Source organism: Nocardia sp. NPDC004582, from assembly GCF_053602115.1.
In genome coordinates, this window is record NZ_JBSGCY010000029.1 from 12375 (window position 1) to 32723 (window position 20349).

24 protein-coding genes are annotated in these 20349 nt (G+C 69.9%); 11 read left to right on the plus strand and 13 right to left on the minus strand.

Going from position 1 to position 20349, the window contains the following annotated elements; all coding sequences use genetic code 11:
• Positions 1-27: 27 nt before the first annotated feature.
• Positions 28-813: a phytanoyl-CoA dioxygenase family protein gene (locus tag ACWELJ_RS11415; RefSeq protein ID WP_452366070.1), complete on the plus strand. Its 786-nt coding sequence runs from the start codon at positions 28-30 to the stop codon at positions 811-813.
• A gap of 3 nt (positions 814-816) precedes the next feature.
• Here the strand turns inward: ACWELJ_RS11415 and ACWELJ_RS11420 are convergent, their stop codons facing one another.
• From ACWELJ_RS11420 to ACWELJ_RS11430, 3 genes are all read right to left on the minus strand, one after another.
• Positions 817-1611: an LLM class flavin-dependent oxidoreductase gene (locus tag ACWELJ_RS11420; protein ID WP_452366071.1), complete on the minus strand. Its 795-nt coding sequence runs from the start codon at positions 1609-1611 to the stop codon at positions 817-819.
• Positions 1612-1716: 105 nt separating this feature from the next.
• Positions 1717-2379, minus strand: coding sequence for a response regulator transcription factor (locus ACWELJ_RS11425; protein WP_452366072.1), 663 nt, complete (start codon positions 2377-2379; stop codon positions 1717-1719).
• A 22-nt stretch (positions 2380-2401) separates the two neighbouring features.
• Entirely contained in the window at positions 2402-3628 is a 1227-nt protein-coding gene (locus ACWELJ_RS11430) for a sensor histidine kinase (RefSeq protein WP_452366073.1), read from the minus strand.
• Positions 3629-3776: 148 nt separating this feature from the next.
• On the opposite strand from ACWELJ_RS11430, the gene ACWELJ_RS11435 reads away from it, so the two are divergent.
• Both ACWELJ_RS11435 and ACWELJ_RS11440 read left to right on the plus strand, forming a co-directional pair.
• Positions 3777-4673: an ABC transporter ATP-binding protein gene (locus ACWELJ_RS11435; protein ID WP_452366074.1), complete on the plus strand. Its 897-nt coding sequence runs from the start codon at positions 3777-3779 to the stop codon at positions 4671-4673.
• Positions 4670-5557: an ABC transporter permease gene (locus ACWELJ_RS11440; RefSeq protein ID WP_452366075.1), complete on the plus strand. Its 888-nt coding sequence runs from the start codon at positions 4670-4672 to the stop codon at positions 5555-5557. The genes ACWELJ_RS11435 and ACWELJ_RS11440 overlap by 4 nt, the downstream gene beginning before the upstream one ends.
• Before the next feature lie 61 nt (positions 5558-5618).
• Here ACWELJ_RS11440 and ACWELJ_RS11445 read toward each other — a convergent pair whose 3' ends face one another.
• Complete coding sequence (locus ACWELJ_RS11445; RefSeq protein ID WP_452366076.1) at positions 5619-6224, minus strand: TetR/AcrR family transcriptional regulator; 606 nt, start codon at positions 6222-6224, stop codon at positions 5619-5621.
• A 105-nt stretch (positions 6225-6329) separates the two neighbouring features.
• Here ACWELJ_RS11445 and ACWELJ_RS11450 point away from each other — a divergent pair, with 105 nt between their 5' ends.
• From ACWELJ_RS11450 to ACWELJ_RS11460, 3 genes are all read left to right on the plus strand, one after another.
• Complete coding sequence (locus ACWELJ_RS11450; protein WP_452366077.1) at positions 6330-6977, plus strand: FMN-dependent NADH-azoreductase; 648 nt, start codon at positions 6330-6332, stop codon at positions 6975-6977.
• Between the two features lies 1 nt (position 6978).
• The gene (locus ACWELJ_RS11455) at positions 6979-7299 is read left to right on the plus strand and encodes a DMT family transporter (RefSeq protein WP_452366078.1); all 321 of its coding nucleotides are present in this window, start codon (positions 6979-6981) and stop codon (positions 7297-7299) included.
• A gap of 82 nt (positions 7300-7381) precedes the next feature.
• A complete protein-coding gene (locus tag ACWELJ_RS11460) occupies positions 7382-7825 on the plus strand; it encodes an OsmC family peroxiredoxin (protein WP_452366079.1) in 444 nt (147 codons plus the stop codon).
• Positions 7826-7893: 68 nt separating this feature from the next.
• On the opposite strand, the gene mhuD is transcribed toward ACWELJ_RS11460, so the two are convergent.
• On the minus strand, positions 7894-8205 hold the full coding sequence (gene mhuD / locus ACWELJ_RS11465; protein ID WP_357087432.1) for a mycobilin-forming heme oxygenase MhuD: 312 nt from the start codon (positions 8203-8205) through the stop codon (positions 7894-7896).
• Positions 8206-8274: 69 nt separating this feature from the next.
• Between mhuD and ACWELJ_RS11470 the strand changes: the two genes are divergently transcribed.
• The 3 genes from ACWELJ_RS11470 to ACWELJ_RS11480 all read left to right on the plus strand — a co-directional run bounded on the left by ACWELJ_RS11470 (position 8275) and on the right by ACWELJ_RS11480 (position 11150).
• Positions 8275-9039, plus strand: coding sequence for an alpha/beta fold hydrolase (locus tag ACWELJ_RS11470; RefSeq protein WP_452366080.1), 765 nt, complete (start codon positions 8275-8277; stop codon positions 9037-9039).
• Between the two features lie 77 nt (positions 9040-9116).
• On the plus strand, positions 9117-10289 hold the full coding sequence (locus tag ACWELJ_RS11475) for an acyl-CoA dehydrogenase family protein (protein WP_452366081.1): 1173 nt from the start codon (positions 9117-9119) through the stop codon (positions 10287-10289).
• Between the two features lie 48 nt (positions 10290-10337).
• Positions 10338-11150: an enoyl-CoA hydratase/isomerase family protein gene (locus ACWELJ_RS11480; RefSeq protein ID WP_452366082.1), complete on the plus strand. Its 813-nt coding sequence runs from the start codon at positions 10338-10340 to the stop codon at positions 11148-11150.
• An 8-nt stretch (positions 11151-11158) separates the two neighbouring features.
• On the opposite strand, the gene ACWELJ_RS11485 is transcribed toward ACWELJ_RS11480, so the two are convergent.
• From ACWELJ_RS11485 to carD, 6 genes are all read right to left on the minus strand, one after another.
• On the minus strand, positions 11159-11437 hold the full coding sequence (locus ACWELJ_RS11485; RefSeq protein WP_452366083.1) for a DUF4190 domain-containing protein: 279 nt from the start codon (positions 11435-11437) through the stop codon (positions 11159-11161).
• A 177-nt stretch (positions 11438-11614) separates the two neighbouring features.
• A complete protein-coding gene (gene rlmB / locus ACWELJ_RS11490; protein ID WP_452366084.1) occupies positions 11615-12598 on the minus strand; it encodes a 23S rRNA (guanosine(2251)-2'-O)-methyltransferase RlmB in 984 nt (327 codons plus the stop codon).
• Positions 12599-12947: 349 nt separating this feature from the next.
• On the minus strand, positions 12948-14348 hold the full coding sequence (gene cysS, locus ACWELJ_RS11495) for a cysteine--tRNA ligase (RefSeq protein WP_452366085.1): 1401 nt from the start codon (positions 14346-14348) through the stop codon (positions 12948-12950).
• 45 nt (positions 14349-14393) lie between these two features.
• Positions 14394-14861, minus strand: a complete 468-nt coding sequence (gene ispF, locus ACWELJ_RS11500) for a 2-C-methyl-D-erythritol 2,4-cyclodiphosphate synthase (protein ID WP_452366109.1) — start codon at positions 14859-14861, stop codon at positions 14394-14396.
• Between the two features lie 14 nt (positions 14862-14875).
• The gene (gene ispD, locus ACWELJ_RS11505; RefSeq protein WP_452366086.1) at positions 14876-15622 is read right to left on the minus strand and encodes a 2-C-methyl-D-erythritol 4-phosphate cytidylyltransferase; all 747 of its coding nucleotides are present in this window, start codon (positions 15620-15622) and stop codon (positions 14876-14878) included.
• Positions 15623-15624: 2 nt separating this feature from the next.
• On the minus strand, positions 15625-16113 hold the full coding sequence (gene carD, locus ACWELJ_RS11510; RefSeq protein WP_019931623.1) for an RNA polymerase-binding transcription factor CarD: 489 nt from the start codon (positions 16111-16113) through the stop codon (positions 15625-15627).
• 478 nt (positions 16114-16591) lie between these two features.
• Between carD and ACWELJ_RS11515 the strand changes: the two genes are divergently transcribed.
• Together ACWELJ_RS11515 and radA are read left to right on the plus strand one after the other, a co-directional pair.
• Positions 16592-17242, plus strand: a complete 651-nt coding sequence (locus ACWELJ_RS11515) for a hypothetical protein (RefSeq protein WP_452366087.1) — start codon at positions 16592-16594, stop codon at positions 17240-17242.
• Positions 17243-17392: 150 nt separating this feature from the next.
• Positions 17393-18793: a DNA repair protein RadA gene (gene radA, locus ACWELJ_RS11520; RefSeq protein ID WP_452366088.1), complete on the plus strand. Its 1401-nt coding sequence runs from the start codon at positions 17393-17395 to the stop codon at positions 18791-18793.
• Between the two features lie 133 nt (positions 18794-18926).
• On the opposite strand, the gene ACWELJ_RS11525 is transcribed toward radA, so the two are convergent.
• Positions 18927-19598, minus strand: coding sequence for a DUF4232 domain-containing protein (locus ACWELJ_RS11525; RefSeq protein WP_452366089.1), 672 nt, complete (start codon positions 19596-19598; stop codon positions 18927-18929).
• Between the two features lie 104 nt (positions 19599-19702).
• Complete coding sequence (locus ACWELJ_RS11530) at positions 19703-20326, minus strand: carbonic anhydrase (RefSeq protein ID WP_452366090.1); 624 nt, start codon at positions 20324-20326, stop codon at positions 19703-19705.
• Positions 20327-20349 lie beyond the last annotated feature (23 nt).

A 20349-nucleotide genomic window follows, 5' to 3' on the forward strand; every position in this document is an offset into this window, starting at 1 on the left:
TCCCACCGTGCCGCATGCTCGGATGCGATGCTCACCGACACTCAGCTGGACAGTTTCATCACCGACGGATTCGTGAAGGTCGAACAGGCTTTCCCGGCCGAGACCGCCGCCGCGGGTCGTGCGATTCTCTGGCGCGAAACCGGTTGTGATCCCGAGGATCCCGCGACCTGGACCCAGCCGGTCATCCGGCTCTGGGATCATGCCGAGGAGCCGTTCGCCCGAGCCGTCACGGCCGCGCCCCTGCTCGAGGCGTTCGATCAGCTGGTGGGCCCCGGTCGCTGGCTGCCACGAAAGAGTCTGGGCAGCTGGCCGATTCGTTTCCCCAGCCCGGAGCCGCCGGGCGATGCCGGCTGGCACGTGGATGTCAGTTTCCCGGGCGACGCCCAGCCCGACGACTATCTGAGCTGGCGTGTGAACGTCTTCTCCCGGGGCCGGGCCCTGCTCATGTTGTTCCTCTTCTCCGATGTCGACGCCGACGACGCGCCGACCCGCATTCGGGTGGGCTCGCACCTGCGTCTGGCCCGGGAGCTGGAACCGTTCGGCGAGGCGGGCACCACGATGTTCGAGCTGGCCGATTTCTACACCGCCACGGGCGATCTCCCGGAGGCGCTCGCCACCGGCAGGGCGGGCGACGTCTACCTCTGCCATCCCTTCCTGATCCACGCCGCCCAGCCGCATCGCGGCCGGACCCCGAGGTTCATGGCCCAGCCGCCGCTGCTCCTGCGTGAGCCCTGCGTCCTGGACCGTCCCGATGGCGCGTATTCCCCTGTGGAGCAGGCTATTCGGCAGGGCTTGGGCGACCCGGTGCGCTGACGGTCAGCGGAAGCGGGCCAGCACCGGAGCGAAGGCGTCGGTGAGATCGCCCGGCACCAGCACTTCGTCGATTCCGAGCTTCTCGCGGCGATGCTCGAGGAGTTCGGCCGCCGCGGCGGGGTCGGCGGGCAGGAGAACGGCGGCGTCGGCCGCGCGCAGCTGTTCCAGGGTGACGCCCATGAACTTGCTCATGAACGGCGGCAGGATGTCGCCGACGGCGACCAGTTGCAGGCTGAACGCGATCGGGCGAGCGGTGAGGTCACGCACCCGGGCGACGATGTCGGCCAGATCGCCTTCGGTGGCGGTCGGGGCCACGGCCAGGTGGATCCGGTCGGCGATGTCGGCGCAGGCGGCGAGCATGCGCGGCCCGGAGGCGGCGATGACGATCGGCGGCGCGGGCGTGACCTCGGCGCGCACCGCCCGCGCCACCGCCAGCAGGTGATCGCGCCGCTGGGCCGCGGAACCGAATGCGACGCCGAGCTTTTCGGCCTCGGCGGCCGCGTCGGGTCGTCCGGTGCCGAGTCCGAGTTCGAAGCGTCCGTCGGAAAGCAGTTGCAGGGCAGCGGTTTCGCGCACGGTCGCGGCGGCCGTCCGCATCGGCGCGGCCAGCACATTGGGCCGCAGGCGCAGTGTCGTGGTCACCGCGGCCGCCGCCGCCAGCGCGGGAAACGGCGACACGGTGTGCAGGGTGTCGGGCAGCAGGACGGTGCCGTACCCCTGGTTTTCGGCGGATTGAACCGCGTGAATCCAGTCCGAGCTCGATCGAGGTGCGATGACGATGCCGAAGTTCATGCTCATGGCTTCGAGCATGCGCGGATTCGACGGGCGGGGAATCCGCTTCGAGTCGGCTTCTCGGTTACGTCCGGGTGCGTAGCGACCGCGAGGTGCGCGTACCGGAGCCGATCACTGCCAGCCGGGGCGGACCAGACCGGATTCGTAGGCCATGACGACGAGTTGGGTGCGGTCGCGGGCGTTGAGTTTCACCAGGATGCGGCTGACGTGGGTGCGGGCGGTGGCGGGGCTGAGGTACAGGCGTTCGGCGATCTCGGCGTTGGTGAGGCCCTCGGCGACCAGGGTCATGACCTCACGTTCGCGGTCGGTGAGTTCGGAGAAGGCGGCCGCGGGGGCGGGTTTGGCGTGGGTGGCGAACTCCTCGACCAGGCGTCTGGTGACGCTGGGGGAGAGCAGGGCGTCGCCGCCCGCGACCACCCGCACGGCCTTGACCAGGTCGGCGGGTTCGGTGTGTTTGACCAGGAAGCCGGTGGCCCCGGCGCGCATCGCCTCGAAGACGTATTCGTCGAGTTCGAAGGTGGTCAGGACGACGACCTTCACCGCTTCCAGGGCGGGGTCGGCGGCGATGGCGCGGGTGGCGGCCAGGCCGTCCAGGACGGGCATGCGGATATCCATGAGGACGACGTCGGGGCGGAGTTCGCGGGCCAAGTCGACGGCCTGGCCGCCGTGGTCGGCCTCGCCCACCACCTCGATATCGTCCTGGGCGCCGAGCAGCGCGACGAAGCCCGCGCGCACCAGCGCCTGGTCGTCGGCGATCACCACGCGAATCGGCATCGGTCCTCCTCGAATTCCCAGGTTACGCAGCCGGTTCCGGGTGGGCCAGGTGGGTGGGCAGGCGCGCCTTGACCCGGAATCCGCCGTCGGCCTTGGGTTCGGCGGACAGTTGCCCGCCCAGCGCGTGGGCGCGTTCGGTCATGCCGGTGATGCCGTGGCCGCCGGACGGCGACTGGGGTGCGGGCTGGCGGGTGGGCCGGGTGTTGTCGATGGTGAGCTGCAGCCGTTCGGCCGAATAGTGCACGGTGACAAGCACGCTCGCGCCGGGCGCGTGCCGCACCACATTGGTGAGCGACTCCTGCACGATGCGGGCGGCGGCCACGTCGACCACGGCGGGCAGCCGGCGTGGCCCGCCGGTGACCATGGTGTGCACCTCGAGTCCGGCGGCGCGGGCCGGTCCGGTGAGCTTGTCGAGGTCGGTGATGCCGATGGTGGGCTGAGTCGGGGCGGCGACGGTGGCGGTGCCGCCCCGAATGGACCGCAGCAGGGCGTTGACCTCGCCGAGCGCGTCCTTGCTGGCGGTCTTGATGGCGGCCAAAGCGGTGGCGGCCTGTTCGGGCTTGCGGTCGAACAACTCCAGCGCGACCGAGGACTGCACATTGATCAGGGACAGGCTGTGCGCCAGCACGTCGTGCAGTTCGCGGGCGATGGCCAGGCGTTCCTCGGTGACCCGCTGCTCCCGCTCGGCCGATTCCAGGGCATGCTGGGCGCGCGCCCGTTCGCGTTCGGCTTGTTCCTCGCGTTCGGCGGCTTCGACGCGCTGCCGGCGGGCGATGAAGGCGACGCGGCGCTGTCGGAAGCCTTCCGCGGCGGCCGCCAGCAGGAAAAGCCAAGCGAGCAAACCGAATTCCTGCCAGACGCTGGTCCGGTACCCGCACCAGCCGGGTACCGGCCACACCATGAGCAGATAGCCGATGGCGACGAACGGGTAGGTGTACCAACGGGATCCGCGTACGGCGGCGGTCATGAAGGCGACGATGAGCGAGACGAAGATCGGGCCATACCCATAACCGAACAGTAGGTATGCGACGGTGACCGCCATCGTCCCGTAGAACACCCCCAGCGGGTACCGCCGCCGCAGCAGGATCAGCGCCGGACCCACCGTGAGCAGCGCGTATCCGAGCAGATCGAGGGCGCGCGGCACATTCTGATGGTGATTGGCCAGCGTGCCCGCGCCGAGCTGTATCGCCCCCACCGCCAGAGCCGGGAGCACGTCGCGCCGGCCCAGCCTTCCCCCGCGTGTGTCCATAGCTGCACCGTAGCGCCGTCCGCGGGCAGTGGCACCGTGTCACACCGAAATACGTCCGGAGACGGCCCCGGAATACGTCCCGATACGTACACCCGATCACGCGCCGGGACGGATTACTTTCCGTGCCCGGAATCGGATCGTGGAAGCCATGAACGAAGCGATCGCCGTCACCGACCGGCTGACCAAGCGCTACGGCTCCCACACCGCCGTGGACGCGGTCAGCATGAGCGTGCGCCGCGGCGAGATCTACGGTTTCCTGGGCCCGAACGGCGCGGGCAAGACCACCACGCTGCGCATGCTGGCCGGCCTCATCCGCCCGGACGCGGGGGCCGCGACCGTGCTGGGCCGTGCGCCCGGCGACCCGGATGCCCTGCGCCGCATGGGTGTTCTCATCGAGGGCCCCGGCTTCTACCCCTATCTCTCGGGCCACGACAACCTGCGTGTCCTGGCCCGTTATCGGGGGGTCGGCGACGACGCGGTCGCCGATGCCCTGGCCCGGGTGGACCTCGCCGCCCGCGGCAAGGACAGGTTCCGCACCTACTCGCTCGGCATGAAGCAGCGCCTGGGCGTCGCGGCCGCCCTGCTCGGCCACCCCGACCTGCTGATCCTCGACGAACCCACCAATGGCCTGGATCCCGCGGGCATGGCCGACATGCGGGAACTCATCACCGGACTCGCCGCCGACGGGCACACCGTCGTGCTGTCCAGTCACCTGCTCAGCGAAGTGCAGGAGATCTGCGATCGCGTCGGCGTCATCTCCGGTGGCCGCCTGCTCACCGAATCGACGGTGCGGGACCTGCGTGGCCAGGCGTCCCTGCTCGTCCGCGCCGAGCCCCTGGAAGTGGCGTTCCGGGCCGTGCGCGCCGCGGTGGGGGAGCGGTCCGCGCTGCTGACCGCCGCCGGAATCCGCGTCGACGCGGGAGCCGCGACGGCCCCCGCGGTGGCGCGCGCGGTCGTCGCGGCGGGCGCGGATCTGGTCGAGCTGCGCAGCGACGAGAAGTCCTTGGAAGAAGTGTTTTTCGAGATGACGGAGACAGCGAAATGACCGACCCCGGCGTACTCGGGAACCACGGCGGCCCGTTCACCGATCTGGTCGCCAGTGCCCGAGCCGAACTGCTGCGGCTGCGCAAGTGGCCCGCCTTCTGGATCGTGCTCGGCACCTGGATCCTGCTGAACCTCACCTTCGCCTATCTGTTCAACTACCTGGCCTACACGACCGGCGGCGGCACGCGCATGTCCAACGGCCTGCCCCGCGACGTGCTGTTGCAGCAGCTGCTGCCCGCCGCGGTGCCGGAGGTGTTCACGCAGGGCATGGCGCTGTTCGGCGGCGCGCTCATGCTGGTGCTGGGCGCGCTGGCGACGGGCAGCGGATACGGCTGGGGCAGCTGGAAAACCGCGCTCACGCAGGGCCCTTCGCGGGTGGCCGTGATCGGTGCGGTGGTGTTGAGCCTGGCGCTGACGGTGGTCGCGCTGGTGCTGACCGCCTTCGTGGTCGACACCGGTGTGGCGGCGCTCATCGCGAGCACCCAGGGACAGTCCCTGGCGCTGCCGTCCGTGGGCCGGATGCTGCTCGGAATCGGTTCGGGCGCGGCGATTCTGAGCATGTGGACGCTGGCGGGCGCGCTGATCGGGACCGCGGCCCGGGGGCCCGCGCTGGCGGTCGGCCTGGGCCTGGTGTGGGTGCTGGTGGTGGAGAATCTGCTGCGCGGCGTGGGCGCGATCTTCTCGCCGATCGAGGGGATCACCGATCATCTGCCGGGCACGGCCGCCGGCTCGCTCGCGGGCTCGATGCGTACGGTGAGCGGCCCGGCCACGCCGGGCGTGCTGAACATCCTCTCGCGCGGTGAATCCCTGGTCGTGCTGGCCGTCTATGTCCTGCTGTTCGCGGGCGGCACGATCTGGCTGGTCCACCGTCGCGACATGGTGTGAGGCGCAAGCGAATACGGTGCGCCGCGACCGCCCCCGATCGGTGGGCGGTCGCGGCGTCGTGTCATGGGCGGGGCGGGTCCAGCACGCCGTGCGCGATCCGGGCGAGTCCGGCGGCGATCTGCGCGGTGCTGAGGCCGCGGTCGCGCTGCTGCCGGTACACCTCGGCGGCGAGTGGGGCGAGGAGGGCGTCCACCAGCGAATCGGGTTCGGCGACACCGGCTTCCGTGAGCAGGGTGCGTACGTGCACCACCCAGAACTGGTAGGCCCCGGTGCGGAAGCGCGCACCCCCGGTTTCCGCGCCGAGCACCAAATGGGCGTGGGTATCCAGTAATTCGAGCATCGCCGCGTAGAACGCGGTCAGTCGCTGCGCGGGCGGCGCGCCCGGCCCGAGCGGCGGTTCCCCGCGCAAGAGCTGTTCCTGCAGTGTCTTCTCGTGCTCGTCGAGCAGGGCCACCGCGATCGACCCCACGTCCGGGTAGCGCCGGTACAGCGTGCCCCGTCCGACGCCGGCCGCCTTGGCGATGTCGTCCATGGTGACCGTGCGCGGGTCGCGGTCGGCGAACAGCCGCGCGGCGGCCGCCAGCACCTTGGCTCGGTTGCGGGCCGCGTCGGCGCGCTCGGCGGGCGCGGGCGGGTTGTTGAGCAACGGCAGGCCGGGGGTGTTCATGCAGCTCACTGTAGCCGCCCAGGAATAAGTGGACAAGGTGTCCGGTTGTCGTCTACCGTCGGAGAAGTAAACGGACAAACTGTCCACTTGAATGGAGACTCGCTGATGACCACCCTGCTGCACCTCGACGCCAGTGCCCGCCGCGAATCGGTCAGCCGCCTGCTCGGCGCGACTTTCGCCGACGCCTGGCGCGCCGAGCATCCCGACGGCCGCTACGTCCACCGCGACCTGGCCGCCGACCCGGTGCCGTTCATCGGCGAGGGCTGGACCGAACTGTGCGACCGCGTCCTCGCCCACGGCAGCACCGACCTCGACCGGCTCGCCGACCTGGTGGATTCAGCCGCGCAGCAGGCGGCCTGGGAGATCGTCGAACCCCTGCTCGCCGAGGTCCGCGCCGCGGACGTGGTGCTGATCGGCACGCCGATGTACAACTACTCGATCCCGGCGAGCCTCAAGGCCTGGCTGGACCAGATCACCTTCCCGCGAATGTCGCTGGCCCCCAACCGCTTCGTGGTGGTGACCGCGCGCGGCGGCGCGTACTCCCCGGGCGCGCCGAAGGCGATCTACGACTACCAGGAGCGCTACCTGCGCGACTTCTTCGCCGGCCACTTCGCCGTCGAGGACACGGTTTTCGTCAACGCCGAACTCGTGAACGCCCGCCACGATCCGGCGCTGGCCCACCTGCGCGACAAGCACGACGCCTCCTACGCAGCCGCCCTGGACGCGGTCCGCGCGTTGGGCAAGGAGTACTGAGATGAACTGGCTCGTCCTGGGTTTGGCCGGTCTGGTGGAGATCGCCTGGTCGCAGTCCATCAAACCGACCCAGAATTTCACCAAGCCGATCCCGACCCTGGTGTGCTTCCTGCTCGCGGCGGTCGCGGTGTACCTGCTGTCCTATGCCATGCAGTCGCTGCCGGTGGGCACCGCGTACGCGATCTTCACCGGGATCGGGGCGGTCGGCGCGATCGCGCTGGGCGTGCTGGTGCAGAAGGACCCGCTCAGCGCGGGCCGGCTGCTGGCGCTGTCCATGATCATCGGCGGCATCGTGCTCGCCCGGGTCACCAATCCGGAGTGAGCGCGGTTCGGGGCGGTGCCGCCGCCGTCACCGGGTAGGTTCGAGCGGGAGTCGAGTTCCCCCCATACGAAAGGACGTAACGATGCCTACACGTTCCGCGCGTACCAGCTGGTCCGGTGGTCTCCAGGACGGTTCCGGTCAGGTCGAGCTGGTCAGCTCGGGCGTCGGCAAGTACGACGTCTCGTTCCCCAAGCGCGCCGCCGACGCGGCCGACGGCACCACCAGCCCCGAAGAGCTCATCGCGGCCGCGCACTCCTCCTGCTACGCCATGGCCCTGTCCGGCCAGATCGGCAATGCCGGCGGCACCGTGCAGAGCCTCGACATCACCGCCGACGTGACCCTGGGCCCGGACCCGGCCGGCGGCTTCCGCATCTCCAAGATCAAGCTGACCCTGGTCGGCAAGGCCTCGGGCATCGACGAGGCCGGTTTCCTGGCCGCCGCCGAGGCCGCCAAGGCCGGCTGCCCGGTGTCCAAGGCACTGTCCGGTGTCGACACCATCGAACTGGACGCCACCTTCGAGGCCTAGTTCTCGAGGCGTAGTACGCGAAGTCCCGGCCGACGCTTCCGCCAGCCGGGACTTGTTCGTTCGCCTGATCAGGCGTTCTTGCCCGCCACATCCAGGACGACCTCGAACTCCAGCAGCGACGCGCCGGTCGAGACGGGCTTGCGGGCCTCGCCGGCGTGCGCCTCGCGGGCCGGGCCGTCGCGCCACGCCGCGAAGGATTCCTCCGAATCCCACTGGGTGACAACGAAGTACCGGTTGTCGCCGGCGACCGGGCGGAGCAGCTGGAAGCCCAGGAAACCGGGCGAGTTCTCGACCGCGTGCGCGCGGTGCGCGAATCGCTTCTCCAGCTCGGGGCCCGCGCCCTCGGGAACCTCGATTGCGTTGATCTTGACGACTGCCATGGGGCCGAGGCTACGCCGTCGCGGGGCGGGGGTGGCACCGGCCCGCGCCGCGCGCCCTAGATTGGTGGCGTGTTGGAAGACGAGGCGAGCCCACTGCACGACGAAGGCGGGACCGGGGTCCCAATCCTGTTGCTGCACGGGCTGATGGGCAGTGCGTACACCTGGAACCGGCAGCTGGACTGGCTGCGCGCGTTCGGGCACGTCTACACCTTCGACGCGGCGGGACACGGGCGGACCGCGCCCGCCCAGCTCACCACCGAGGCCTTCGTCGCCGACCTCGCCGCCGCCACTGCGGCCGTCACCGAGCCGATGGTGGTGATCGGGCACTCCATGGGCGGCCTGCACGGCTGGATGTTCACCGCCGCCCATCCGGAGCGGGTGCGGGCGCTGGTCGTCGAGGACATGGCTCCCGACTTCCAGGGCCGCACCGCGGCGGACTGGGCGGCCATGGTCGAGGCGTGGCCGGTCCCGTTCGAGACCGAGGCCGCCGTACTGGAGTTCTTCGGTCCGGTGGCCGGCCGCTACTTCCTGGACTCGTTCCGGCGCGAGCCCGACGGCTACCACCTGCACGGCGAGGTGCCGACCTTCCGGGACATCTCCGAGGAGTGGGGCACCCGCGACTTCTGGGCGCAGTGGAATTCGGTCACCGTGCCCGCGCTGCTGATCGAGGGCGAGTACACCATCACGCCGCCGGGCCAGATGCGGGAGATGGCCGCGCTGCATCCGGACGCCCGGCACGTGGTCATCGCCGACGCCGGGCACCTGGTGCACGACGATCAACCGGCCGCCTACCGGGCCGAAGTCGAGGACTTCCTGCGTCGCGTACTCGTTTGAGGGCGGGTGCCTTCAGTCGTGAGGGGTCGCCGTCGTATGCTCGGCTCGACCGCGACTCCTGACGGATGGTGACCACGATGATCGACTTCTCGATTCCCGCCGACCTCGCTGCCGAACGCGACCGCGTCCGGCAGTTCGTCATCGACAAGATCGTGCCCTTCGAACGCGACCCGCGCCTGACCGCGCACGGCCCCAACGACGAACTGCGCCAGGAGATGGTGGAGCTGGCCCGCGCCGAGAAGCTGCTCACCATCCAGGCCCCCGTGGAACTGGGCGGGCGCGGCCTGACCCACGTCGAGCAGGCCGTGCTGTACGAGGCCGCCGGCTGGTCCACCCTCGGCCCGGTCGCCATGAACTGCGCCGCCCCCGACGAGGGCAATATGTTCATGCTGTCCAAGATCGCGAATCCGGAACAGACGCAACGCTTCCTGCGGCCGGTGATCGACGGCCACCAGCGCTCGGTCTTCGCCATGACCGAGCCGGGCGGCGCGGGCTCCGACCCCAACCAGCTCGCCACCGAGGCCGTCTTCGACGGCGAGAACTTCACCATCAACGGCCGCAAATGGCTGATCACCGGCGCCGACGGCGCCAAGACCTGGATCATCATGGCGCGCCTGGCCGCCAACCCGCACCTGCCCGAGGGCCCCACGCTGTTCCTCTGCGACGGCGACACCGAGGGCATCGTCATCGAGCGGATCATGAACACCATGGACCGCAACTACGTCGGCGGCCACGCGGTGGTGAACTTCGAAAACCTGGTGCTGCCCAAGGAATCCGTGCTCGGCGAGACCGGTCAGGCGCTGCGCTACGCCCAGCTGCGGCTGGCCCCGGCCCGTCTCACCCACTGCATGCGCTGGCTCGGCGCGGCCGAACGCGCTCAGGCCATCGCGGTCGACTACGCCAAGACCCGCACCGCCTTCGGCAAGCCGATCGGCGAGCACCAGGGCGTGTCGTTCATGTTGGCGGACAACGAGATCGCGCTGCACCAGTGCCGCCTCACCATCTGGCACGCCTGCTGGCTGATGGATCAGGGCCACAAGGCCCGCCACGAATCCTCCATCGCCAAGTCCTACGTCTCCGAGGAACTGTTCAAGGTCGCCGACCGCTGCGTCCAGGTGCTCGGCGGCATCGGCATCTCCGACGAGACCGTGGTGGAGATGATCTTCCGCGACATGCGCGCCTTCCGCCTCTACGACGGCCCCACCGAGGTGCACAAGTACGCCATCGGCCGGCAGATCCTCCGCGCCTGAACTGTAGGAACCCGCCCGGAGTCGGGCACAGGGCCTAATATGCAGCGCATGAGTTCGGAATTGCTTGTGGACGTCTCGGGTGGCGTCGCGGTCCTGACGCTCAACCGGCCCGCCCAGCAGAACGCGTTGACTCCGGCCATGGCGTCGGAACTCGGTGCGTCCCTGCGCCGCTGCGACAACGACGACGCGATCGGCGCGGTCGTCATCACCGGCACCGCGCCCGCGTTCTGCGCGGGCGCGGACCTGTCGCTCAAGGTCGGCGAGGTCAACGGCCTCATCGACCCGGCGCCGTTCCGGATCCGAAAACCGGTCATCGCCGCCGTGAACGGGCACGCCGTCGGCATCGGCCTGGAGATCGCCCTGCAGTGCGACCTGCGCTATGTGGCCCGCGACGCGGTGTACGCGCTGAACCAGGTCCGCCGTGGCGCGCTCGCCGACGGCTTCGCGCACTGGACCCTGCCGCGCCTGATCGGCAGCGCCCGGGCCGCCGACCTGCTGCTCACCGGCCGCACCTTCGACGGTGACGAGGCGTACTCGCTCGGCATCGCCAATTCCTGCCTGCACGCCGCCGAGGTCCTGCCCACCGCCCTCGAGGTGGCGCACGACATCGCCCACGGCTCGGCCCCGCTCCCGGTGGCGCTGACCAAGCGCCTGCTCTGGGAGGCTCCGACCATGGATCCGGACACCGTGGGCCGCTTGGAAACCGAGCTCAACGACTATGTCGCCAAGAGCACCGACGGCGGCGAGGGCGTCGCGGCCCTGAAGGACCGCCGCCCACCGAAGTGGACGGGCAGTGTCAGCGGCGAATGGCCCGCCTGGGACGCCGTCACCAGCGGTGAAGAGCGGCCCCGCCTGGACTGAGCGGGCGTTTACGCGCGCCCGCTGAGCACCATCATCAGGAAGATGCCGCCGAACACGACCATCAGGCAGGTTCCGATGATGCCGAGGACGTAGCCGACCACGACCTGCACCCGGCCGCCGAAGCGGCCCCCGCCCGCCTCGATGTCGTTGAGCGCGCGGCGGCCGAGGGCCCACGCGATCGGTCCCAGCGCGCCGCAGCAGAACACGCTGAGCGCGCCCAGTAGCAGGACGGCGGTTGCGTGCTCGTGCTCGACGGGGGACCCGAGGGGCGGCTGATCGAAGACCACCGCCAAAGTTTACGGGCGGAAGGCACCGCGCGGCAGGTGGACGCGCGGTGTTCGCTTGGGCCACTTGGCCATCGAGGCCGACCGGACCCGATCAGTGATGGTCGAGCGACCGATTCGGAACCGGCCCTGGCCGATTCGGAACCGGTTCCGCTCGTGTCCGGACCGGCGTTCCGCGCGTCAGGCCCGGCGCTGCCGGGCCACCTCGGCCAGCACCACACCGGCCGCCACGGACGCGTTGAGCGACTCCACCGGACCCGCCATCGGAATGCTCAGAATCGCATCGCAGTTCTCGCGCACCAGCCGCGAGAGGCCCTTACCCTCGGAACCGACCACGATGACCGTCGGTGCGCTGCCGTCGAATTCGTCGAGGGTGGTGTCGCCGCCCGCGTCGAGCCCGACGATCTGATACCCCTTGTTCGCCCAATCCTTCAGCGTGCGAGTCAGATTCGTGGCCCGCGCGACCGGAAGCCGCGCCGCCGCACCGGCACTGGTGCGCCACGCCACCGCGGTGACGCTGGCGCTGCGCCGCTGCGGGATGAGCACGCCCTGCCCGCCGAAGGCCGCCACGGACCGGATGACCGCGCCCAGGTTGCGCGGGTCGGTGATGTTGTCCAGCGCCACGATCAGCGCGGGCTCGCCCGAGTTGCGCACCCGGTCCACCAGGTCGTCGGGGTGCGCGTACTTGTACGGCGGCACCTGCAACGCCATGCCCTGGTGCATGCCGTTGTGGCTCATCTTGTCCAGGTCGGTGCGCGGCACCTCCAGGATCGAGATGCCGATCTCGGCGGCCGTCTTCACCGCCTCGGAGAGCCGGTCGTCGTTCTCGGTGCCATTGGCGACGTACAGGGCGGTGGCGGGCACGCCCGCGCGCAGGCACTCCACGACCGGGTTGCGGCCGAGCACCAGCTCGGGACCCTCGTTGTCCTTGCGGCCCGCGATCGGCCGGGAGGCATTGCGCGACCGGGTGGTGGCGGCCGACGCCTCGGCCTTGGCCTTCGCCCGGGCGCGCTTGGCGGCCGGGTGGTAGGTACGGTCCTCCGCCTTCGGGGTCGCGCCCTTGCCTTCGAGCCCGCGGCGGCGCTGTCCGCCGGACCCGACGACCGCGCCCTTCTTGCTGCCGGACTTTCGCGTCGCCCCGCGTCGCTGAGAATTGCCTGCCATCACTTCGCCTTCCGTGTCTAATTTGCCCTCCGCTTCGCTCCGGGCGGTTCGCGGCCCCCGAGGTCTCGATTCTTCCCTCCTCCGCTCCTCCGCTTCGCTCCCCCGCTCCGTCAGTCCAGAATCGAGACGGGCCGCGAACTGTGCGCGGGGCGAATAAGGCAAGCGTTCTCGGGTCGGCCTTGGGGAGACCTGCTGGTGGTCGGCCTGGCATGATCCTGCGCTGCCGAGGCAGCAACCCCCGCTATGCCGCGCAGGGGACGTCAAGAATTGTGCCCTACGCTGGGCGGCGGCCCCGAATTCGGTGCGGTCCGCCACACCGACCGGGAGACACCGGTCCTGCGTGGAACCCCTACTTCTTGTCCTTGGCCAAGGCCCACTCCGCGCCCTGCGGCGTGTCGGTGACCTCGACGCCCGCGGCCTGCAGCCGGTCGCGGACCGCGTCGGCGGTGGCCCAATCCTTGTCGGCGCGCGCCTGCTGCCGCCGGTCCAGCTCCGCGCCGATCAGCACGTCGAGCGCGGCGATGGCGGCGGAGTTGTCGGCGGGCGCGGCCCAGTGCGCGTCGAGCGGGTCCACACCGAGAATGCCCAGCATGGCCCGGACCTGACCGGCGAGCATGCGGGCACCGGAGAGATCGCCCGCGTCGAGCGCCTTGTTGCCCACGCTCACCACGCCGTGGATCTCGGCCAGCGCCTGCGGAACTCCGAGGTCATCGTCGAGGGCGGCGGCGAAGCCCGGGGTCCAGGTGCCGACCGGCACCTCGCCCGCGCGCTCGACGACCCGCAGCACGAACGATTCCAGCCGCTGGTATCCGGCGGCGGCCTCGGTCAGCGCGTGATCGGAGTATTCGACCATCGACCGGTAGCCGACGCTGCCGAGGTAGTAGCGCAATTCGACCGCGCGCACCCCGACCCGTTCCAGCACATTCGGAATGGACAGCACATTGCCCAGCGACTTGGACATCTTCTCGCCGCCCATGGTCACCCAGCCGTTGTGCAGCCAGTAGCGCGCGAATCCGTCTCCGGCCGCGCGTGACTGCGCGATCTCGTTCTCGTGGTGCGGGAAAACCAGATCCATTCCACCGCAATGAATATCGAATTCCGCCCCGAGATAGAACTCGGCCATAGCGGAGCATTCCAAATGCCAGCCCGGCCGGCCGGGGCCCCACGGCGACGGCCAATTCGGCTCACCGGGTTTGGCGGCCTTCCACAGCGTGAAATCGCGCGGATCCTTCTTGCCGGTGCCCGCGCTCTCACCCTGGTGCACGTCATCGAGCTTGTGCCCGGACAACTTTCCGTAATCCGGGAAGCTCAGCACATCGAAATACACATTGCCATCGGAGGCGTAGGCGTGGCCGCGCTCGATGAGCCGTTCCATCATCCCGACCATCTGGGTGATGTGCCCGGTAGCACGCGGCTCCCCGGACGGCGGCAGCACGCCGAGCGTCTCGTAGGCGCGGTCGAAGGCGCGCTCGTGCGTGGCCGCCCACTCCCACCAGGGGCGGCCGTGCTCGGCGGCCTTGGTCAGGATCTTGTCGTCGATATCGGTGACATTGCGGATGAAGGCGACGTCGAAACCGTTGGCGGACAGCCACCGTCGCAGCACGTCGAAGGCGACGCCGCTGCGCACGTGCCCGATGTGGGGTTCCCCCTGAACGGTCGCGCCGCACAGGTACACCGAGGCTTTGCCGGGGACCAGCGGCGTGAAATCACGCAGGGTCCGCGTCTCGGTGTCGAAAAGGCGCAGAGTCACGACAGAGCATCCTAGCTGTTGGGAAATGGGCGGATTACGGGTGCGTCAGGCGCGGCGACAGAGCAGGGCGGTGGCCACCGCGGCCACGCCCTCGCCGCGACCGGTGAGGCCCAGACCGTCGGTCGTGGTGCCCGACACCGAGATCGGCGCACCCAGGATCTCACCCAGCACCTGCTGCGCCTCGGCCCGCCGGGGACCGATTTTGGGCCGATTTCCGATCACCTGTACAGCCGCGTTGACAATCGAGAATCCGGCCTCGTCGAGCAGTCGCCGGACTTCCTTCAACATGGCCGCGCCGGACACGCCCTCCCATTCGGGACGGCCGGTGCCGAAGACCGCGCCGACATCGCCGAGTCCGGCGGCCGAGAGCAGGGCGTCGCAGAGTGCGTGGGCGGCGACATCGCCGTCGGAGTGACCCTCGCAGCCGCTGTCACCCTCGAACAGCAGGCCCGCCATCCAGCAGGGGCGGCCGGGTTCGATGGGGTGGACATCGCTGCCGATGCCGGTGCGCAGGGCCATCGGATCCATCACGGCGCGATCACCGCCGCGCGTGTCGCGTCCAGCCCACCTGCGGTGTCGGGCGTATCAGGGCGGGCGGCCAGGGTATTGGCCAGCACCAGGTCCAGGGGCGAAGTGATCTTGAAGGCCAGGGCGTCACCGAGCACCGTCTCGACGGTCGCACCCAGCATCTCCACCAACCCCGCGTCATCGGTCGCCTGTGTGCCCACAGCGTAGGCGGCGCGTAGCAGCTCGGCGTCGAAGCCCTGCGGAGTCTGGATGGCGCGCAGCCCGGAGCGGTCCGGTGTGCCGGTCACCGCGCCGGCGGCGTCCACGGATTTGATGGTGTCGGCCACCGGCAGGGCGGGCACCACGGCCCGCGCACCCGCACGCAGCGCGTCCACGACCCGGGTGATCAGGGCCGGGGGAGTCAGGGCCCGGGCGGCGTCGTGCACCAGCACCAGGGTGGCGTCGGGGGCGGCCGCGAGTCCGGCCCGCACCGAATCGGTGCGCTCGGCGCCGCCGGCGACCACGTGCACGGGGACGACGGAGTCGGGCAGCAGGGCGCGGGTCCGGTCGACGAGTTCGGCGGGCACCATAACCACAACGTCGTCGACCGACCCGGAATCGATCAGCCCCTGGACCGCGAGAGTGAGCATGGGACTGCCGCCGACGTGGACGAAGGCCTTCGGCTTGTTCTCGCCGAGACGCACGCCCATGCCGGCGGCAGGTACCAGGGCGACGACACGAACGCCGTCGCCGGGTGTTGTTTTCACGGTCAGGAAGCCGCTGCGAGAACCTCGTCGAGCAGGGTCTCGGCCTTGACGTCGTCGGTGCCCTCGGCGAGCGCGAGCTCACCGACGAGGATCTGCCGGGCCTTGGCCAGCATCCGCTTCTCACCGGCGGACAGGCCGCGGTCCTGCTCACGACGCCACAGGTCGCGGACGACCTCGGCCACCTTGTTCACATCGCCGGAGGCGAGCTTCTCGAGGTTGGCCTTGTAGCGACGGGACCAGTTGGTCGGCTCCTCGGTGTGCGGAGCCCGCAGCACCTGGAAGACCCGGTCCAGGCCTTCCTGTCCAACGACATCGCGGACGCCGACATACTCGGCATTCTCCGCGGGAACCCGAACGGTCAGGTCGCCCTGTGCGACCTTCAGGACCAGATACTCCTTTTGTACACCCTTGATGGTGCGGGTTTCGATAGCTTCGATCAGCGCCGCTCCGTGGTGGGGGTAAACGACGGTGTCTCCGACCTTAAAAATCATGTGTCCCGTGCCCCTTTCGATGTTCACAGTTTAACATGCGACTCGGTAACGGCGCGATCAACGGCGCAGGTCAGGGCCACAACGGAGCGGCGGCGGGGGTTGACAGATGACGAATCGTGTGCATCCCGTTGTGGCATAAGGGGATAGCGCATCGCGGAGTTCGCGTGCATATGCGAGTGCGTAGTTCGCATACGCGACCGGGCACCCTCGCATAAACGGCAATGCATCTCACGAGAACTCGTCTCGGAATCTCTGTCAGGTCCCCTGACACATCCCACCCGGTCGCTTCGTGTGATCTGGGACGCCCTCGCGCTCCGTCCACACGATGCTCGCGCGGACGGAGTACGAAGCCCGGCCCCGATAGACCGCGTGACGCGCGCACGACACCGCCCGCGTGTAGCACGGGTGAAGCGACGCACTACTCTCTTTGACTACTACTCTCCATAGTGGAGTGAGCCCGGTCGACATGGAGGACACCGTGACTGCCCTGAAAGCCACCACTGCGTCGAAGTCGCGGCGGCGTGCCGTGACAGTTGCTGCACTCGCTGCGGGTGCGGTGCTCGCGCTGTCGGGTTGCGGCGCCGGTCAGATCTCGCAGACCGCCACCCAGGTCGCCGCCGTCAACGGCAGCACCGCCAATGTCGGGTCCATCGCGCTGCGTGACGTGCGCTTCCTGCTGCCGCAGGGCGAGGAGTCCGGCAACACCAAGGGTGGCAAGGCCGTGCTGGCCTTCACCGCCGTGAACATGAGCGACAGCAAGACCGACGAGCTGGTCAGCATCAGCGCCGAGGGCCTGGGCACGGTCAAGCTCACCGACAAGATCGAGATCAAGCCGTCCAGCGCCGTGGTCGCCGACAAGCCGACCGCCAAGGACGCCGGGCAGGCGGCCGCCGTGCGCGAGCAGAACGCCGGCCAGCCCGCCTCCGACAAGGTCGCGGACCCGAACGCCAAGCCGATCCTGATCGAGGTCACCGGCCTCGCCAAGGACGTCAACCCGGGCCTGACCTACCCGCTCACCTTCAACTTCAAGGAGGGCGGCACCGTCGTCGTCAACACCCCGGTCGACGCCGGCCCGAACAACCCGCGCCCCGAGCCCGCCAAGGCGGAGCAGAAGGGCGGCGAGCACTGAGCTCGCGCTGAACCTCCGACGGTGCCCGTCCCGGATTCCGGGGCGGGCACCGTCGTATCCGGGCCCGGCCGCGGCACTTCCGGGCGCGTGGTTGCCGGAGTGTGCGCGTGGTTGCCGGAGTGTGTCGGGGGCCGTGGCTAGGCTGCCCGCGTGGCCAAGGTGAAATCGGTGTATCGGTGTGCGGAGTGCACGTGCGAGGTCGCCAAATGGGTTGGGCGCTGCCCGGATTGCGGGGCGTGGGGCAGCATCGAGGAGGTGGCCGCGTCCTCGGGCGCGATGGCCGTGGGGCGGCGGGCCATGCTGCCGAGCACGGCGGCGACACCGATCTCGAGCATCGACTCCAAGCAGACCCAGTCGCGGTCGACGGGCGTGTCCGAGCTGGACCGGGTGCTGGGCGGCGGGATCATCCCCGGCTCGGTGGTGCTGTTGTCGGGGGAGCCGGGCGTCGGCAAGTCGACGCTGCTGCTCGAGGTGGCGCACCGCTGGGCGCGGGCGCGGGACGAGATCGCGCTGTACGTGACCGCGGAGGAGTCGGCGGGCCAGGTGCGGCTGCGGGCGGACCGGACCGGCGCGGTGCACGAGAAGGTGTATCTGGCCGCGGAATCCGATCTGGCGACCATTCTGGGCCACGTGGAGCAGGTGAAACCCAGCCTGCTGGTGGTGGACTCGGTGCAGACCATGCTGGCCGCCGACGCGGACGGCGTGATCGGCGGTGTCACCCAGGTGCGGTCGGTGACGGCGGCGCTCACCTCACTGGCCAAGGCCAGCGGGATCGCGGTGCTGCTGGTCGGGCATGTCACCAAGGACGGCGCGGTGGCCGGTCCGCGCACGCTGGAGCACCTGGTGGACGTGGTGCTGCAGTTCGAGGGGGACAAGCATTCGTCGCTGCGCATGGTGCGCGGCATCAAGAACCGGTTCGGCAGCACCGACGAGGTCGGCTGCTTCGAGATGGTGGAGGCGGGAATCCGTTGCGTGGACGACCCTTCCGGGCTGTTCCTGCACCACCGCACCGATGCGGTGCCCGGTACCGCGGTCACGGTCGCCATGGACGGCAAGCGCCCCATGCTGGGTGAGGTGCAGGGCCTCACCGTGGACACCCAGGCGCCCGCCCCGCGGCGCGCGGTGAGCGGGCTGGACTACAACCGCGTTTCCATGGTCCTGGCGGTCCTGCAGAGCCGCGGGGGCGTGTACGTGGGCAAGCAGGACGTCTACGCGGCCACCGTGGGCGGTATGCGGCTCAACGAGCCCGCGGCGGATCTGGCTGTCGCGCTTGCCATCGCGAGCGCCAGCCAGGATCTGGCGCTGCCGACCGGCATGGTGGTGCTGGGCGAGGTCGGGCTGGCGGGCGAGGTGCGCCAGGTGACCGGGCTGACCCGCCGGCTGGCGGAGGCGGAGCGGCTGGGCTTCACCGAGGCCCTGGTCCCGCCGGGCGTGGACCGCACCGGCCGCACCATGACCCTGCGCGAGGTGGCCGATATCCGTGCGGCACTGGCGGTTACCGGTCTGCGCCGGCGGCGCCGCGATCAGGAGCCCATGGAAATGGCGGAGTGAACCCCGGAATCGAATAGCGGGAACGCGAATTCGAATCGGCGCTGAATTCGATTCGTGAATATGTGAATTCCCCGGAAGCGACGAAGGCCGGGATCCGTGCGATCGGATCCCGGCCTTCGGTGTGCTGGAGGCGTCAGGCGATATTGAACGGTTCGGGCTGGCTGCGGACCGAACCGAGCTGGGCCACAACGGTGTACGGCCCGGCCGGAACCTGCAGGCGCTCGCCCGCGCAGCCCGGCTGCGAGCTGGCGCCGGACCAGGTGACGGTGAAGGCGGCCTGCTGGCCCGGCGCCAGGGTGCGCATGTCGGGGGTGCCGTCCGGGTAGCAGTCGGTGCTGGACCACAGCTTGCGCTGGCCGTCGAGCGACTGCACCTGGACCAGCTGCAGCCCGGAACCCATGTCGCGTTCGCAGGCGCCGCTCGAGATATTGGTGATGACGATGCCGAACTGCGGCTGCTCGCCGACCTTGTAGGTGGCCTGCCCGACGGTGACCTTCACGGCCAGTGACTGATCGGGGCACTGGGCCTGCGCCGCCGGGGCCGCCCCGCTCGACGACGCGGCGGACGGCTTGGCCGAGCTCGGGTCCGGAGTGCCCGTCGCGCTGCCCGAGGGCTTGCCGCTCGCGCTCGCGGCCGCGCTGGAGCTCGCGGCGGCCTTGGTGTCGGACTTGTGGTCGCCGCCGCCCTTCAGCAGCGCGAAGCCCACCCAGAGCACCAGGGCGAGCCCGATCACCATCGCGCCGATCGCGACCGCGCGTCGACGCCAGTAGATTTCCGGTGGGAGAGGTCCGTTCGGTTCCAGCACGGTGACAACGGTAAGCGCACCGTCCGGGTCACCCCGAGCAGGGTCTCGGCGTGTCGGTCGCGAAATCGGCTACGGGGCCGGTAAATTCCGGCCCTCGCGCCGGGTCAGACCACTTCGCCGATATTGCCGATGACGCGGTGCAGCTTGATCTGGCCTTCGCCGAGGTTGTAGGTGACGCAGGCGATGGCGCACTCGCCGGTGGCGACCCGCTGGGAGATGATCATCGACCGCTGCATGAGCAGGCGGGCGGTCTCCTCGACGTGGCGGGCCTCGAGTTCGTCGACGCCCTCCAGACCCTCGCGGCGGCCGATCAGGATGGACGGGGTGACGCGTTCGACGACCGAGCGGATGAAGCCGCCCGGCACATTGCCGTGGTCGAGCGCGTCGATGGTGGCGCGGACCGCGCCGCAGCTGTCGTGGCCGAGGACCACGATGAGCGGCACATCGAGGACCTGCACGCCGTATTCGATGGAGCCCAGCACCGAGGCGTCGATGACGTGCCCGGCGGTGCGCACCACGAACATGTCGCCGAGGCCCTGATCGAAGATGATCTCGGCGGCCACGCGGGAGTCGCCGCAGCCGAACAGCACCGCGCCGGGCTGCTGGCCGTCGACCAGTTTGGCCCGGTCGATCGAGCCTTGGCCAGGGTGCCGCAACGTGCCGTTGACGAAGCGTTCATTGCCTTCGCGCAGGGCTTTCCACGCACTGATCGGGTTGTTATGCGGCATGTGACCTATTTTCCATAGCCCCT

Coding starts and splice junctions, on each gene's coding strand:
- ACWELJ_RS11430 (WP_452366073.1), bottom strand. CDS start 3,628: ATGGACACACGCGGGGGAAGGCTGGGCCGGCGCGACGTGCTCCCGGCT.
- ACWELJ_RS11425 (WP_452366072.1), bottom strand. CDS start 2,379: ATGCCGATTCGCGTGGTGATCGCCGACGACCAGGCGCTGGTGCGCGCG.
- mhuD (WP_357087432.1), bottom strand. CDS start 8,205: ATGGCAGTCGTCAAGATCAACGCAATCGAGGTTCCCGAGGGCGCGGGC.
- ACWELJ_RS11475 (WP_452366081.1), top strand. CDS start 9,117: ATGATCGACTTCTCGATTCCCGCCGACCTCGCTGCCGAACGCGACCGC.
- ACWELJ_RS11440 (WP_452366075.1), top strand. CDS start 4,670: ATGACCGACCCCGGCGTACTCGGGAACCACGGCGGCCCGTTCACCGAT.
- ACWELJ_RS11460 (WP_452366079.1), top strand. CDS start 7,382: ATGCCTACACGTTCCGCGCGTACCAGCTGGTCCGGTGGTCTCCAGGAC.
- ACWELJ_RS11445 (WP_452366076.1), bottom strand. CDS start 6,224: ATGAACACCCCCGGCCTGCCGTTGCTCAACAACCCGCCCGCGCCCGCC.
- ACWELJ_RS11415 (WP_452366070.1), top strand. CDS start 28: ATGCTCACCGACACTCAGCTGGACAGTTTCATCACCGACGGATTCGTG.
- ACWELJ_RS11530 (WP_452366090.1), bottom strand. CDS start 20,326: ATGCCGCATAACAACCCGATCAGTGCGTGGAAAGCCCTGCGCGAAGGC.
- ACWELJ_RS11450 (WP_452366077.1), top strand. CDS start 6,330: ATGACCACCCTGCTGCACCTCGACGCCAGTGCCCGCCGCGAATCGGTC.
- carD (WP_019931623.1), bottom strand. CDS start 16,113: ATGATTTTTAAGGTCGGAGACACCGTCGTTTACCCCCACCACGGAGCG.
- ACWELJ_RS11455 (WP_452366078.1), top strand. CDS start 6,979: ATGAACTGGCTCGTCCTGGGTTTGGCCGGTCTGGTGGAGATCGCCTGG.
- ACWELJ_RS11435 (WP_452366074.1), top strand. CDS start 3,777: ATGAACGAAGCGATCGCCGTCACCGACCGGCTGACCAAGCGCTACGGC.
- rlmB (WP_452366084.1), bottom strand. CDS start 12,598: ATGGCAGGCAATTCTCAGCGACGCGGGGCGACGCGAAAGTCCGGCAGC.
- ACWELJ_RS11420 (WP_452366071.1), bottom strand. CDS start 1,611: ATGAGCATGAACTTCGGCATCGTCATCGCACCTCGATCGAGCTCGGAC.
- ACWELJ_RS11480 (WP_452366082.1), top strand. CDS start 10,338: ATGAGTTCGGAATTGCTTGTGGACGTCTCGGGTGGCGTCGCGGTCCTG.